The sequence below is a fragment of the Ruminococcus sp. RTP21359st1_H3_RTP21359_211015 genome, from assembly GCF_040909065.1.
GTDB lineage: Bacteria > Bacillota > Clostridia > Oscillospirales > Ruminococcaceae > Hominimerdicola > Hominimerdicola aceti.
The window spans coordinates 48428-62997 of the sequence record NZ_JBDGDD010000004.1; the positions used below are offsets into that span (position 1 = coordinate 48428).

15 protein-coding genes are annotated in these 14570 nt (G+C 45.1%); 1 reads left to right on the plus strand and 14 read right to left on the minus strand.

The window, feature by feature from the left end; genetic code table 11:
• Positions 1–344: 344 nt before the first annotated feature.
• From AB5Z01_RS02695 to AB5Z01_RS02760, 14 genes are all read right to left on the minus strand, one after another.
• Complete coding sequence (locus tag AB5Z01_RS02695; RefSeq protein WP_287215685.1) at positions 345–1490, minus strand: 1-deoxy-D-xylulose-5-phosphate reductoisomerase; 1146 nt, start codon at positions 1488–1490, stop codon at positions 345–347.
• A gap of 124 nt (positions 1491–1614) precedes the next feature.
• Complete coding sequence (locus AB5Z01_RS02700; protein ID WP_287215687.1) at positions 1615–2445, minus strand: phosphatidate cytidylyltransferase; 831 nt, start codon at positions 2443–2445, stop codon at positions 1615–1617.
• A 3-nt stretch (positions 2446–2448) separates the two neighbouring features.
• Positions 2449–3180, minus strand: coding sequence for an isoprenyl transferase (locus AB5Z01_RS02705; protein ID WP_195388135.1), 732 nt, complete (start codon positions 3178–3180; stop codon positions 2449–2451).
• A 3-nt stretch (positions 3181–3183) separates the two neighbouring features.
• The gene (frr, locus tag AB5Z01_RS02710; RefSeq protein WP_046439999.1) at positions 3184–3738 is read right to left on the minus strand and encodes a ribosome recycling factor; all 555 of its coding nucleotides are present in this window, start codon (positions 3736–3738) and stop codon (positions 3184–3186) included.
• A gap of 30 nt (positions 3739–3768) precedes the next feature.
• Positions 3769–4473: a UMP kinase gene (gene pyrH, locus AB5Z01_RS02715; RefSeq protein WP_022287393.1), complete on the minus strand. Its 705-nt coding sequence runs from the start codon at positions 4471–4473 to the stop codon at positions 3769–3771.
• A gap of 94 nt (positions 4474–4567) precedes the next feature.
• Entirely contained in the window at positions 4568–4963 is a 396-nt protein-coding gene (locus AB5Z01_RS02720; protein ID WP_138338698.1) for a secondary thiamine-phosphate synthase enzyme YjbQ, read from the minus strand.
• A gap of 29 nt (positions 4964–4992) precedes the next feature.
• Positions 4993–5997, minus strand: a complete 1005-nt coding sequence (locus AB5Z01_RS02725; protein ID WP_046439996.1) for an NAD(P)H-dependent glycerol-3-phosphate dehydrogenase — start codon at positions 5995–5997, stop codon at positions 4993–4995.
• Between the two features lie 13 nt (positions 5998–6010).
• Positions 6011–6670 carry a glycerol-3-phosphate 1-O-acyltransferase PlsY gene (plsY, locus tag AB5Z01_RS02730; protein WP_278340117.1) on the minus strand — a complete coding sequence of 220 codons (660 nt, stop codon included), beginning with the start codon at positions 6668–6670 and terminating at the stop codon, positions 6011–6013.
• 18 nt (positions 6671–6688) lie between these two features.
• Positions 6689–8020 (minus strand): ribosome biogenesis GTPase Der, encoded by a 1332-nt coding sequence (der, locus tag AB5Z01_RS02735; protein ID WP_022287397.1) that lies wholly within the window; start codon positions 8018–8020, stop codon positions 6689–6691.
• 221 nt (positions 8021–8241) lie between these two features.
• Positions 8242–8424 (minus strand): 50S ribosomal protein L32, encoded by a 183-nt coding sequence (rpmF, locus tag AB5Z01_RS02740; protein WP_022287398.1) that lies wholly within the window; start codon positions 8422–8424, stop codon positions 8242–8244.
• A 52-nt stretch (positions 8425–8476) separates the two neighbouring features.
• Positions 8477–8920, minus strand: coding sequence for a DUF177 domain-containing protein (locus AB5Z01_RS02745; RefSeq protein ID WP_022287399.1), 444 nt, complete (start codon positions 8918–8920; stop codon positions 8477–8479).
• Positions 8921–9036: 116 nt separating this feature from the next.
• Positions 9037–9441: a hypothetical protein gene (locus AB5Z01_RS02750; protein ID WP_022287400.1), complete on the minus strand. Its 405-nt coding sequence runs from the start codon at positions 9439–9441 to the stop codon at positions 9037–9039.
• 96 nt (positions 9442–9537) lie between these two features.
• A complete protein-coding gene (locus tag AB5Z01_RS02755) occupies positions 9538–10869 on the minus strand; it encodes a glucose-6-phosphate isomerase (RefSeq protein ID WP_195220134.1) in 1332 nt (443 codons plus the stop codon).
• Positions 10870–11023: 154 nt separating this feature from the next.
• A complete protein-coding gene (locus tag AB5Z01_RS02760; RefSeq protein ID WP_287215691.1) occupies positions 11024–12232 on the minus strand; it encodes a D-alanyl-D-alanine carboxypeptidase family protein in 1209 nt (402 codons plus the stop codon).
• Positions 12233–12452: 220 nt separating this feature from the next.
• On the opposite strand from AB5Z01_RS02760, the gene AB5Z01_RS02765 reads away from it, so the two are divergent.
• Positions 12453–14171, plus strand: coding sequence for a phospho-sugar mutase (locus AB5Z01_RS02765; protein ID WP_117903725.1), 1719 nt, complete (start codon positions 12453–12455; stop codon positions 14169–14171).
• Positions 14172–14570 lie beyond the last annotated feature (399 nt).

Here is a 14570-nt window from a genome sequence, read left to right on the forward strand (position 1 = left end):
TTACTAATGTTGTTGTAATTTATCTTCTGTAGGGGAGCGGCACAATTTCTGCTTTGCATAAATCCGACGTCCCGACCCCTCCGACATTTCGTCTACAATCTCATTTGTGTTATCCACATAATGTTTTCTACATAAGCTCTGGATAATTCAAACCTCGCTCCTCCGAGCGGGCTGTCGCATTTCTGTGAGCTTGCGAACAGAAATTTCGCCAAGCCCCTACAAATATTCGGGATAGTTTATCTTGCCGCAAAATCGCTTTGCTCGATGCTTTATTTTACTTTTTTCTGGTGATTTGCTTGGTCGGCTGTGCCATTCCTCACTCCTCACTTAAAAGCCGCTCCTCACTAAGCTTCGATAAGCTCCTTCGCTCTCTTCCTAGCCTTTCTATCCGCTTCCAGCACATCTTCCACGCATTTTATCTCTTCCCGTGGTGTATTCTCGCAGACATTCATTACTATCCTGCCAATGTCAAGAAAATCTATCCTGCCGTCAAGAAAAGCCGCAACGGCTTCCTCATTCGCTCCATTCACTGCCGCAGGGAGATTTCCACCGATAGTGACAGCCTTTATACAAGCCCTCAGACAATCGAACGTATCATAGTCAGGCTTCTCGAAAGTGAGCTTTCCATAGTCTGTAAGGGACAGCTTTTTCACATCGCATTCCACTCTCTCAGGATAAAGCAGAGCATACTGTATAGGTATTTTCATATCAGGCACGCCAAGCTGTGCGATAACAGAATTATCCTCATACTCCACCGCTGAATGTACAACGCTCTGTCTATGGACAACTATCTCGATCTGCTCAGGTCTGAGCTTAAAAAGCCACATTGCTTCGATAAATTCAAGACCCTTGTTCATAAGCGTAGCAGAGTCAATGGTTATCTTTCTGCCCATTGACCAATTAGGGTGATTAAGAGCCTGCTCAACAGTCACGCCCTCTAGGTCAGACTTTGTTTTGCCGAAGAATGGTCCGCCCGAAGCAGTAAGGATTATCCCTTTGAGCTTGTTGCCCTCGTTTCCCTGCAGGCACTGAAAGATAGCAGAATGTTCGCTGTCAACAGGATATATCTTCACTCCCTTTTCAGCAGCCGCCTTTATAACAAGCTCACCGCCTGCCACAAGTGTTTCCTTATTTGCAAGGGCAATGTCAGTGCCTTTTTCGATAGCCGTAAGGGTTGGCACAAGACCCACCATGCCAACGACTGAGTTGAGCATGATATCGACCCCGTCCATTCTTGCTATCTCTTTAAGTCCCTCCATGCCTGTGGATATTTTTATGCCAGTGCCACTGAGAAGCTTTTCAAGCTCTGCCTTTTTGTCCTCACGGTAGATACACACACGCTCAGGCATAAGCTCCTTAGCCTGAGCCGCAAGCTTTTCAACGTCAGAATTTGCCGCAAGCGCCTTTACTTTAATATTATGCTTTGCAGCCACTTCTAATGCCTGCGTGCCTATAGAACCCGTTGAACCGAGTATGGTCATTGTTTTCATTTATTGTCCCTCATCATATAAAATAAATTCAGGCAATTCCGCATAAAGATGGTTTGCAAGCGGTGTTGCCTTAATAACGCTTAAAAGGGGTAAGCCTAAGCCTGCCCCTAAAAGTCATAATTTTCTATTTAAGTATAAGCCCCTGTGTGAACATATAGTACATAAAAGGTGCAACGAGCAGAACGCTGTCAAAGCGATCCATTATTCCACCGTGACCCGGCATTATGTTGCCATAGTCCTTTATACCTGTCTGTCTTTTTATCACCGAAGCTGTAAGGTCGCCCACAAGTCCGATAAGAGCTGCAAGCATACCTGCGATTAGAACGCCTAGATAGTGGATAGGCTCGCCTTTAAGTACGAACTGATAGAACAGGCTTATTATAAGCATAAGAATACCATTTGAGATAACGCCGCCTATAAGACCCTCCACAGTTTTCTTAGGGCTTATCTCAGGGCAAAGCTTTGTTTTGCCGAAGAAAGTTCCTGCAAAATAAGCACCACTGTCAGCCAGCCAAGCCGCTGCAAGAGTAAGAACTATCATAAACACGCCCTTGCCGCCCAAGCCTGCCATTGTGACCAAAGTTGAGAATGAATACGGCAGAAGTATGCCCACGCCCAGCATGAAGAAAAACTCTGTATACTGGAATTTTGTATGCTCGTTAAGATAAAGCAGACACATTGCTATAACGAAAAGCCCCATGTAAAGCTTGTAGCTGAAAAAGTACAGCCAGCCATGTCTGTAGAACACAGGCATGAAAGCGTCCACAAAGGCAAACGCACAGCAGGCAATGGTCTGATACTTATGCTCTGTCATTTTTGTCGCCCTGAATATCTCATATATTGCAAGTGCAGAAATTGCGCCCACCGCAATGTTGAACAGGAACGTTCCGTGTGCGATAAGCAGTATCACTGCGATAACAATGGCAACTGCCGCAGATTTAATACGGGTAGACATTTTTTACACCCCTCCAAATCTTCTGTTTCTTTCGCTGTATGCGATAACAGCCTTGTCAAGGTCGCTGCCTTTGAAGTCAGGCCATAGGATATTTGTGTAATAAAACTCCGCGTAAGCCGCCTGCCATATCATAAAGTTTGACAATCTTTGCTCTCCGCTAGGTCTTATAACAAGGTCAACAGGAGGTATCTCCTCGGTGTAGAGATTTCTCTCTATCATATCCATTGTGATATCCTCAGGCTCCAGCTTGCCTTCTTTCACCTGCTGAGCCAATGTCTTAGCCGCATGGCAAATCTCGTCCCTGCCGCCGTAGTTGATAGCAAGCACAAGGGTCATAGAGTCAAAGTCCTTTGAGTCCTCCTCAACGGAAGCCATTTTCCTTTGCAGATTTTCGCTGAGCCTTGTTCTGTCGCCTATAAAGCGCACCCTGATATTCTCCTCGATAAAGTCCCTGACCTCGTCAAGATACTTTTCAAAAAGGTCCATAATTGCGTCTACCTCGTCCTTAGGTCTTTTCCAGTTCTCGGTAGAAAACGCATAGTAAGTTATATACTGTATTCCAAGCGCCTTGGCGTGTCTTGTTATGGCACGAAAGGTCTTTGCGCCCTCTCTGTGTCCGAACTTTCGGGGCAAGCCCCTCTTTTTCGCCCATCTGCCGTTGCCGTCCATGATAACGCCCACATGAACAGGCACAGACACGTTCTCTCCAAGGCTTATCTTCTCATTCTTCGCCATGGCTTAGATAGAGAGTATCTCTTTTTCCTTTTCGGCAACGTGACCGTCAACTTCCTTAACGAACCTGTCAGTAAGCTTCTGGATCTCGTCCTCGCAGTCCTTAAGATCGTCCTCTGTGATCTCGTTGTTCTTCTTCATTGCCTTGAACTTTTCCATAGCGTCACGTCTGATAGAACGGATAGCGACCTTGCACTCCTCACCCATTTTCTTGATGTCCTTAACAAGCTCCTTACGTCTGTCCTCAGTGAGCTGTGGGAAAGTAAGTCTGATAACAGTGCCGTCATTCTGTGGGTTGATGCCGATATCAGAAGCCTGAATAGCCTTTTCGATAGGCTTGAGAGTTGACTTATCCCATGGCTGTATAACAAGCACTCTTGCCTCAGCAACAGAAACCGCTGCCATCTGTGTAACAGGTGTCATTGCGCCATAATATTCTACCTGGACTTTGTTGAGTACGGACGGATTAGCTCTGCCTGCTCTGATGCCTGCAAAGTCCGAAAGCATAACGTTTATGGATTTCTCCATTTTTGTCTTAGCATTTTCCTTGATCTGTTTCATATTCAAACGATCCTTTCTTGATTATCTTTATTATTTTACGAGAGTGCCTATATTTTCGCCCATGCAAGCGTCATAGATATTATCTGGTCTTGCAAGATCGAAAACGAGTATCGGGATATTGTTGTCCTTACACATTGCCGCAGCGGTCGAGTCCATTACCTGCAGACCCTTTGCAAGGATATCAGCAAATGTAAGTGTGTCATACTTAACAGCGTCTGGATACTTGTGAGGATCCTTGTCATAAACACCGTCTACCATGGTAGCCTTAAAGAATATGTCAGCCTCGATCTCAGCCGCTCTCAGTGCAGCAGCCGTATCAGTTGAGAAGAATGGGTTACCAGTGCCGCAGCCGAAGATAACCACTCTGCCCTTTTCAAAGTGACGCATAGCCTTGTTTCTGATGTAAGGCTCAGCGACCTGTGGCATGGATATAGCCGTCTGTACTCTCACTTCAAGACCGCAGTTCTCAAGGCCGTCCGCAACAGCAAGTGCGTTCATAGCAGTTGCCAGCATACCGATATGGTCGGCTCTTGTTCTGTCCATTGCACCGCTTGATCTGCCTCTCCAGAAATTGCCGCCGCCTACAACGATACCAACCTCAACGCCGGCGTCAACACATTTTTTTATGCTCTTGCCGAATGAGGTGATAACGTCATAATCAAGACCTATCTTCTTATCGCCTGCGAGAGCCTCACCGCTTAATTTGAGCAATATTCTCTTATATTTAGGTTCCATATTTCAAAGCACTCCTTAACACATATTTCGTTGGAATTATCCATATTAATTATACAATATTTTCAGCAGATTGTAAAGAGGAAAAACGCCAAAATCAGCCCTTTATTATCTTCACAAAAAAGTTTCTTGTTCTCGGTCCGTCAAACTCAGCGAAATAGATACCCTGCCAAGTGCCGAGAAGAAGTTCGTTATCGTCGATGATAACAGTTTCCGAAGCACCAACACAGCTTGACTTCATATGAGCGTCAGAGTTTCCTTCAGCGTGACGAAACTGCGGTCTGTTCGGAAATGTTTCCTCCAAAGCGTAAAGAAGATCCGTCTTTACGTCGGGGTCGGCATTCTCATTTATGGTTATCGCCGCCGTGGTGTGGGGACAGAATACCACCGCCATGCCGCTTTGCACTCCTGATTCTGTTACAGCCTGCCTTACATAGCTCGTGATGTTGTAAAGCCCTCTGCGTTCTGTCTTGATAGTGTATCTTTTAAGCATATGTATCAGTCCTTTCAACGGTCGCTTTCCTAACTCAGGAAAGTTGACTCAGTTTCATTTCTGTTCGGTCTGCCCATAAGATTTTTGATAGCGTTGGCCGCAGGCTCACCCTCAAAAAGCACCTTTGCAAGCTGTTCTGTGATAGGCATTTCAATGCCCATTCTCTTTGAAAGCTCCCATGCGTTTTTGGTGCATACATAGCCCTCAACAGTGCCGACCTGTCTTACAGCCTCCTCAGGGGTAACTCCCTTGCCTATGAGAATACCCGCACGGCGGTTTCTGCTGTGCATTGAACAGCAGGTAACGATAAGGTCGCCTATGCCGCTAAGTCCGCCAAAGGTTTCAAGCTTTGCGCCCATTGCAACTCCAAGACGTGATATCTCTCTGATTCCCCTTGTCATAAGTGCAGCCTTTGTGTTGTCACCAAGTCCAAGGCCGTCGCAAACGCCTGCCGCCAAAGCGATGACGTTTTTCAGCGAACCGCCTATCTCGCAGCCCATAACGTCATCATTAACATACACTCTGAACGTATCGTTAGAAAGAGTGTTCTGTATATAATATGAAACCTCCCTGTCGTCAGAAGCAGTAACAACAGTAGTGGGAACTTTTCTTGCCACTTCCTCTGCGTGTGACGGACCGGTAAGCACCGCAACATGATTGTTCGGAAAGCACTCTCTCGCCACACAGCACATAGTTTTAAGGCTTCCGCCCTCAAGACCCTTTGCCGTGTTCACAACTATAGTCCTGCTTTCAAGATAAGGCACAACGCTTTCGCAGACCTCTCTAAGGAAAGGCGAAGGTATGCCAAGTATCACCATGTCTTTATCCTTAACACAGCTTATATCCGTTGTAAGCTCGATAGTCTTATTCACCTGAACGCCAGGGAGCTTTGCTTTAAGCTCGCCTGTTCTCTTGATAGCATCTATCTCGTCCTGAAACTTTGACCATACTGTTACTTTATGCCCTGCATTGTCGCACATTATTGCCAGTGCAAGACCAAATCCGCCTGAACCGAGTATAGTAATATCTGCCATAATAAAACCTCCCTTACGCCTTTTTCTTGCTTCCGAATTTGTTTTCGGTGCCGTTCATAAGGCGTTTGATATTAGGTCTGTGCATATAAATGATAAGCAGACCGATAGCCGTTGCCATAAGAGTGTTTGCAAGAACGCCGTCGCCCTTGATGATAAAAAGCTGAACGATAGGCGTAAAAACAGGATATGCGATAGCGGCGCATATAGAACCCACAGACACGTATTTTGTTGCTGCAAGCACGATAGCGAAAACAGCCACCGAGAAAGCACAGGTCAGCGGGTCGATAGCGATAAGAGTCGTTGCCGCAATAAGAACGCCCTTTCCACCGTGAAAACCATAGAATACCGGGAAAATATGTCCAAGCATTACAAAAAAGCCTGCAAGATATCCGATAAATTTATCGTCATGAAAAAATGTCACGCCGAAGCCATTTGTCACCACAAGTCGGCAGATAACTACCGCAAGCACGCCCTTTGCAAGATCGCACAACAGCGTTGCCGCCGCAGACCCTTTTCCGAATACTCTCAGAACATTGGTCAAACCTGCGTTGTTGCTTCCGTAATCACGGATATCCTTATGCTTTAAAACTCTGCACACGATTATGGCAGAATTAAGACTTCCGAAAAGATAAGAAAAAATTATAGTGAATGCCAGACTTAAAAATATGTCCACAAAATAACCTCCAGAATTTTATTTAACGTCGTCCTTGTCACGCTCTCTTATCTTGAAAACGATAGGCGTGCCTTCAAGTCCGAAGGTCTCTCTTATCTGATTTTCAATATAACGCTGATAGGAAAAATGATACAGATCGGCTCTGTTTACAAAAAACACGAATGTAGGCGGTTTGGTAGAAACCTGCGTCATGTAGTATATCTTCAGCCTCCTGCCCTTGTCAGACGGTGGCTGTACCCTTTGGGTAGCATATGCGAGAACATCGTTAAGTCTGCCTGTCGGTATTCTAATAGAGTTCTGCTCTGCAACGAACTTGATAGTATCAAAAAGCTTGTCCATTCTCAGACCTGTTTTTGCAGAGATGAACACAAAAGGCACATAGCTCATGAAGCTGAAATCGTCCTGAAGCTTTTTCTGGAAGTCGTTCATGGTGTTAGTTTCTTTCTCGATAGCGTCCCACTTGTTCACCGCAACAACGCAAGCCTTGCCCTTTTCGTGAGCATAGCCTGCCACCTTTGAATCCTGCTCAGTAAAGCCCACAGTTGCGTCAATAACGATAACCGCAACATCGGCTCTGTCAACAGCCATATAAGCCCTCAACACAGAGTATTTCTCAATAGTCTCCAGCACCTTTGACTTACGTCTGATACCAGCCGTATCTATGAAAACGAACTTGCCCTTTTCATTTTCCACAACCGAGTCAGTAGCGTCACGGGTAGTGCCTGCAATATTTGACACGATAACACGTTCCTCACCGCATATCTTGTTTATTATAGAAGACTTTCCAACGTTAGGCTTGCCGATAACAGCGACCTTTATCGAATCATCGTCATCGTCCTCTTCATTTTCCTCCGGAAGATATTTCAGCACCTCGTCAAGGAGATCGCCCGTTCCGTGACCATGAACAGAAGAAACAGGGAACGGTTCGCCCAAACCGAGATTATAGAACTCATACAGCTCCATAGGCGGTTCGCCCACATTATCCACCTTGTTCACGCAAAGCACGATAGGCTTGCCCGATTTCAAAAGCATCTGTGCCACCTCATAATCAGTAGCAGTAACTCCGCATTTAAGGTCTGTCACAAGAATGGTGACATCAGCTTTCAGTATAGCAAGCTCCGCCTGTCTGCGCATCTGAGCAAGGATAATATCATCAGACTCAGGTTCGATTCCGCCCGTGTCAACCAGCATGAACTCGTGTCCGAGCCATTCGCACTTTGCATATATCCTATCTCTTGTGACGCCAGGAGTATCTTCAACTATAGAAAGTCTTTGACCGATAAGCTTATTAAAAAGAGTAGACTTACCAACATTAGGTCTGCCCACTATTGCAACGATCGGCAATGACATATATATCGACCTCATTTCATATAAATTTGCACATTGATACATCATATAGTATAACACAATTTCTCACGTTTTGTCAACCATACGAGAAATACAGCACCCACATTCCATAGATTTTTACTACAAATATGTAGTAGTGAACAGCGTTTGCCCGCCTTTTTCACTGCTACAACAAAAAAGAGCAGAACGACCTAAGTCATTCTGCTCCATGTGCTTATCAAAAATTATGCTTCCTTCTTGATAACCTCTACGCCCTTATAATAACCGCAATTCTTGCAAACCTTGTGTGGTGAAGTAAGCTCACCGCAGTTAGAACATTTACAAAGTGCAGGTGCGTCAAGCTTCCAAACTGCTGAACGTCTCTTGTCACGTCTAGCCTTGGATACTTTTCTCTTTGGTACTGCCATTCTGGCACCTCCTCGTCAGTAAAATCATTATAGTCTGTTCAGCTATTTCCCGTCAAGAGCAGTTACATTTGCCCTCATTCAAATCCTGTCCGCAAACGTAACACAAACCCTTGCAGTCATCCCTGCAAAGAATTTTTGTAGGCAGCTGTAACAACAAATCTGAAATAGCTAATTCGTCCAGATCAAGAGTATTGTTCTCGCAGACCACATAATCGTCCCTGTCGCTTTGAACACTTCTCACCAGAGTGTGTTCAAAGTCATAAACATACTCCCTGCTGAACTCCTTTAGACATCTGTCACAGGTGTGATCCATAGTAAAAACAGTCTTGAACCTGAGCGTTACCACCCCTGCCCTGTTCTCTATCTCACCTGTTACCGCAACGGGCGATGCAAAAGAATATCCGCCATACTCCGACAGCTTGTCTGCTGTTATGGAATAATCGATCGTTTTTCGCTCTCCGATTATATCGAAAAGTTCCTTCAACTGTACATTCATACTTGCACCTCAAACATCACAAATTCCATTATAACCTGAGAAACGTGATTTGTCAATACTTTTTTTCAATTTTTTCGTTTTTGCTATCAAAATACCAATAAACGAAGCGCAAAGCCTTACTTGATGAAAGCCTTTACCTTTGCAGGCAGCTCATCAACATCAGCAGATACTGTGAAAGTAACGTTTACGTCCTTTGTGAGAACTGCTACCTTTTCAAGCATATTGCCAAGAGCGTCATAATCTCTGCCGCCGATCTTCAGGATACCGTCAACGAAAACTTCCTGAATGTCATAGTTGCCAGCCATCAGACCTGCAACAAAGCCATAGAAGCTGTCAAAGCTGTTGATACCGTATTCTTCAGCGTCAGCCAATCTTACATTATGAGGAAGGTCATAGGTAAGCTGCATACCTCTTTCGATGCAAACAACGTTGCCTGTAGCATTTTCAGCAGCCTTCTTGATAGAATCAACAAGTATCTTAGTCTTGCCTGTGCCCTTTTTACCTGGAATCAAATTAATCATATAAACTCTCCGTTCCGCTTATTAAAGCATTTATTTTAAGAGCAGACCCCCGAAGGGGAAACGCTCAAAATTTCCTTTTGTTCTGCCTTTAGGATATTAGCCCAGCTTAGCCTCGAGTTCAGCCTTCTGTGACTCATAACCCGGCTTGCCGAGAAGAGCGAACATATTCTTCTTGTAGCTCTCAACGCCCGGCTGATTGAATGGGTTTACACCAAGCATATAACCTGAGATAGCACAAGCCTTCTCAAAGAAGTAGATCATCTCGCCAAGGTTTTCCTCATCGAGCTTATCAACATCTATAACGATATTAGGAACGCCGCCCTCGGTGTGAGCAAGGATAGTACCCTGATATGCCTTTTCATTTACAACTGACATATTCTGATTTGTGAGGAAGTTAAGTCCGTCAAGATTATCCTTGTCAGGCTCCAAGAACAGGTCGCTCTTTGGTGTCTTGATGTGCATAACTGTCTCAAACATAAGTTTTGAGCCGTCCTGAATGAACTGACCAAGTGAGTGCAGGTCTGTAGAGAAAGTAGCGGCAGATGGGAATATACCCTTATCGTCCTTGCCCTCGCTCTCGCCGAACAACTGCTTGAACCACTCGCCCATCATTGTGAATGAAGGGTCATATGAAACGAGCATCTCAACGCTCTTGCCTTTTCTGTAGAGAATGTTTCTAAGTGCTGCATACTTATAGCAATCGTTGTTATCATCAGCAGAATACTTCTTCATACCCTCTCTTGCGCCAGCCATGAGCTTGTCGATATCACAGCCTGCTGCTGCGATAGGGAGAAGGCCAACTGCTGTGAGAACTGAAAATCTTCCGCCAACGTCATCAGGAACAACGAATGTCTCATAGCCCTCTTCGTCAGAAAGCTGCTTAAGAGTACCCTTAGCCTTGTCAGTTGTGGCGAAAATTCTTGTCTTAGCCTCTTCCTTGCCATACTTATCTTCAAGAAGCTTCTTGAAAATTCTGAAAGCAAGTGCAGGCTCAGTTGTTGTGCCCGACTTTGAAATTACGTTTACGCAGATATCTCTGTCCTCGCAAATTGAAAGCACCTCGTTGAGGTAAGCCGAGCTGATATTATTTCCGACAAAATAGATGTCAGGAGTATCCTTTTTAAGATTGTTGTAGAATGGCGACTTGAGCAGCTCGATTGCAGCTCTTGCACCAAGATAAGAACCGCCGATACCGATAACGATGAGAACATCGCACTTTTCCTTTATTCTTGCGGCAGCAGCCTTGATCCTTGCAAATTCTTCCTTATCATAATCCTCAGGGAGTGTTACCCAGCCGAGAAAATCATTTCCCAGACCGTTTCTGTTCACCAGAGTGTTATGAGCTGCAGTTACCTGCGCAGCCATACCCTCGTATTCATGTTCACTTACAAAACCCTCAAGATACTTTGTGTTAAGCTTTAATGACATTATCCTTCATTTCCTTTCCTTACCTATCGGAGAGCGTGATACCATAAAACACGTTCCTCCGCTAATACTAGATAAATTATACTATATTTTTGTGAACATTTCAAGAGTTTTATAAAGCGAAATCATCTTTTGTGCATTTTAAACAAATATAATATTACATACTCAGCAAATTGTACACAAGCTTTTTTATGCCGCAGATAAAATTCATTTTCTTCACCTCTTTGCAGGCGACTATCTTTCCCTCTAATATCACCTCGCCGCCCATGGTGTATCTTATTTTTCCCGCAGTTTCGCCATTTTTCACAGGTGCGTCAAGCTTCTCCTCTGCCGTAAAATCGCACTCCACCATACGATATGTTCCCCTCGGTATAACTATAGGATAAAGCCCCTTGGGAGCAAGCTCCACAGAAAGCTCCTCTCCTCCGCACACCACAGTTTCCTTTACCATATCCTCAGGAAGTTCAGGGGTGTATATCTCATATGTATCGAACGCCAGGTTCAGAAGTTTCTTCGCCTCAGCATTCATATCCTCCTGCGAATCACAGCCGTTAAGCACTACGCATACTGACATATCCCCTTTTTCAGCCGTTGCCGCAATACAGCTCCCAGCCTTTTCACTTCCCCACGCTTTCATGCCTGTTACGCCCTTGTAAGTACGCACTAGCCTATTAAGATTTACAAGCTCCGCCTTGCCGTCTCTCACAGTGTCAAGCCAGCAGGTAAGGTAAGGAGTGAGATTTTTGTATTTTGCAAGTTCCGAACAAAGCAAAGCCGTGTCCTTTGCTGTTGTAACATTGCCCTCTCCCATGCCGGTACAATCAGTGTAAACAGTACCATTCATGCCAAGCATTTTCGCACGGCTGTTCATAAGTTCCACCGCCTTGTCTGCCGAGCCTGCCACCTTTTCCGCAAGCGCTGCACAGCCGTCGTTTGCATTGCCTGCAGACACTGATTTTATAAGCTCCTCCACAGATATCTTCTCTCCCTTGTCAAGCCATATCTGACTGCCCTGCTGAGAGTTGGCATACTCCGACACCACTGACGTGTCGCTCATGGAAAGCTCACCGCTGTCTATCTTTTCTGCTGTGAGCAAAAGCACCATGAGCTTCGCATAGTGACCGCACTCACACTGCTCCTGCGGCTCTTTTTCAAAAAGCACCCTGCCTGTGGTCATCTCCGTCACCACTGCAGACCTAGCCGTTAGCCCCTCTATAATATCGCTCACCGCCACAGTGTCCGCAGGCACAAAGTCCTCCGCTGACAGCGCACCTGCTTTTTCTTTTCCCTCCGCCAACGAACACACCATAAACACTGCCACCGCTGCACATAACACTGCCGAGCATATTTTCCTTAATATTTTCACATTTTCCACCTCTCACATATACTATTTTTATATTTATATTCACCCTGTCCCGAAATTAGCATTATGCCCCGAAATGTTTCCGGAAACTCATTTGTAAATAGTTGCAGGAATTTGTTAAATAACTGTTACAACTCTTGAAATAAATATGGGAGTGTGCTATAATGTATTCCATAGAAATGTGTATTTTATAAGCGAAATATTTATATGAGGTGATTTAACAATGACAGAAATGGAACTTTACAAGCTTTGGTGTGAAAAGGCTGTTGACGATCCTGATCTCCAGACAGAGCTTAAATCTATCGAGGGCGACGAGGCTGCGATCCAGGACAGATTTTACAGAGATCTTGAATTTGGCACAGGCGGACTCAGAGGAGTTATCGGTGCAGGCGCATACAGACTTAATGTTTACACTATCAGACGTGCAACACAGGGTCTTGCAGACTATGTAAACGGCGCATTTGAAAACGGCAGCGTAGCTATCGCATATGACAGCCGTATCAAGTCTGACAAGTTCGCAAAGGAGGCTGCTGCGGTTCTGGCTGCAAACGGCATAAAGGTATACATCTATTCAGAGCTTATGCCGACTCCAATGCTTTCTTGGGCTGTAAGAGAGCTTAAATGTCAGGCAGGTATCGTTATAACTGCATCACACAATCCTGCGAAGTACAATGGTTACAAGGTTTACGGCGAGGACGGCTGTCAGATCACACTCGATGTTGCAAACACAGTTATCGGCAAGATCAACGCAGTTGAGATGTTCGGCGGCGCAAAGGTGATCGACTTTGAGGACGGTATCAAGTCAGGCAAAATCGAATATATCAAGCAGGAAGTTATCGACAAGTATCTTGACAAGGTAGCACAGCAGGGTGTACATACTGACCTCGTGGCAGACAGCGGACTCAAGGTTGTATACACACCGCTCAACGGTACAGGAAACAAGCCTGTAAGAGCTATCCTTAAGAAGATAGGCATAAAGGAAGTAACAGTAGTACCTGAGCAGGAAAATCCTGACGGAAACTTCCCTACCTGCCCATTCCCTAACCCTGAGATAAAGGAAGCCCTTGCAAAGGGACTTGAGCTTTGCAAGACAGTAAAGCCTGATCTTCTTCTTGCAACAGACCCAGACTGTGACAGAGTTGGTATCGCAGTACCTGACCCTGACGGAAACTATGTTCTGTTCAGCGGAAACGAAGTAGGTGCAATGCTTCTCAAATACATTTGTCAGGAAAGAACAGCTCTTGGCACAATGCCAAAGAACCCTGTAGCTGTTAAGACTATCGTAACAACAGACATCTGCAAGAAGATAGCAGCAGAGTACAATGTAGAGCTTAGAGAAGTTCTCACAGGCTTCAAGTTTATCGGCGAGCAGATCGGTTTCCTTGAGAAAGAGGGACAGGACGACAGATATATCTTCGGATTTGAAGAGAGCTATGGTTATCTTGCAGGCTCATATGTAAGAGATAAGGACGCAGTAGTAGGCTCAATGCTCATTTGTGAAATGGCAGCATTCTACAGAACAAAGGGCATCTCACTGCTTCAGGCAAGAGAAGATATGTACAAGAAGTACGGCAACTATCTCCACAGCCAGAAGTCATTCCAGTGCGAGGGTGCAAGCGGAATGGAGAGAATGAAGGAAATCATGACTGATCTAAGAGCTAATCCACCTAAGGCTATTGGCGGACTCAAGGTAGTAGACATAGCAGATTATCTTGCATCTGAGGAAACAAACCTTGAAACAGGCGCAAAGACAGTTCTTACACTTCCAAAGTCAGATGTTATCGCATTCAAGCTTGAGCAGGGTGCAAGTGTAATAATCAGACCTTCCGGCACAGAGCCAAAGATCAAGGCATACTACACAACTATCGGCGACACAAGAGCTGATGCAGAAGCACAGGAAGAGAAGCTTATTGAAGATTTCAAGGGCATTCTTGGTTTCTAATAATTACTGAATATAGCGAAAGCAGGCGAGTCAGTTTTCTGACTTGCCTGCTTTTTTATTTGCGATATCCACACAATGCTTTGCGTTTCACAAACCATGTAGGGGAGCAGCGCAATTTCTGCAAGCAGAAATGCGACGTCCCGCTTCTCGTTTGCCTGTCCAATTCTACGTTATCCGCACAACGTTCGGCATAATTTTTCAAAACACTGTACGGCACAACATTTCCGCACACGGCACGTCTACACAAATTCATGAATAATCAAACCTTACCGCTTCGAGCGGGCTGTCGAGGACGCCAGCCCCTACAGAGTTTCAGGCAAATTCGCTGTGCCGCAAAATCGCTACGCTCTTTGCGGATTTTACGTTGTGCTATTGGATAGAAAAAGCGGTGCAGAGTTT

What these genes read in the sequence shown, in the direction of transcription:
- AB5Z01_RS02695 (WP_287215685.1), bottom strand. Translation starts at nt 1,490, where the DNA reads ATGAAAACAATGACCATACTCGGTTCAACGGGTTCTATAGGCACGCAG.
- AB5Z01_RS02700 (WP_287215687.1), bottom strand. Translation starts at nt 2,445, where the DNA reads ATGTCTACCCGTATTAAATCTGCGGCAGTTGCCATTGTTATCGCAGTG.
- AB5Z01_RS02705 (WP_195388135.1), bottom strand. Translation starts at nt 3,180, where the DNA reads ATGGCGAAGAATGAGAAGATAAGCCTTGGAGAGAACGTGTCTGTGCCT.
- frr (WP_046439999.1), bottom strand. Translation starts at nt 3,738, where the DNA reads ATGAAACAGATCAAGGAAAATGCTAAGACAAAAATGGAGAAATCCATA.
- pyrH (WP_022287393.1), bottom strand. Translation starts at nt 4,473, where the DNA reads ATGGAACCTAAATATAAGAGAATATTGCTCAAATTAAGCGGTGAGGCT.
- AB5Z01_RS02720 (WP_138338698.1), bottom strand. Translation starts at nt 4,963, where the DNA reads ATGCTTAAAAGATACACTATCAAGACAGAACGCAGAGGGCTTTACAAC.
- AB5Z01_RS02725 (WP_046439996.1), bottom strand. Translation starts at nt 5,997, where the DNA reads ATGGCAGATATTACTATACTCGGTTCAGGCGGATTTGGTCTTGCACTG.
- der (WP_022287397.1), bottom strand. Translation starts at nt 8,020, where the DNA reads ATGTCATTGCCGATCGTTGCAATAGTGGGCAGACCTAATGTTGGTAAG.
- rpmF (WP_022287398.1), bottom strand. Translation starts at nt 8,424, where the DNA reads ATGGCAGTACCAAAGAGAAAAGTATCCAAGGCTAGACGTGACAAGAGA.
- AB5Z01_RS02745 (WP_022287399.1), bottom strand. Translation starts at nt 8,920, where the DNA reads ATGAATGTACAGTTGAAGGAACTTTTCGATATAATCGGAGAGCGAAAA.
- AB5Z01_RS02750 (WP_022287400.1), bottom strand. Translation starts at nt 9,441, where the DNA reads ATGATTAATTTGATTCCAGGTAAAAAGGGCACAGGCAAGACTAAGATA.
- AB5Z01_RS02755 (WP_195220134.1), bottom strand. Translation starts at nt 10,869, where the DNA reads ATGTCATTAAAGCTTAACACAAAGTATCTTGAGGGTTTTGTAAGTGAA.
- AB5Z01_RS02765 (WP_117903725.1), top strand. Translation starts at nt 12,453, where the DNA reads ATGACAGAAATGGAACTTTACAAGCTTTGGTGTGAAAAGGCTGTTGAC.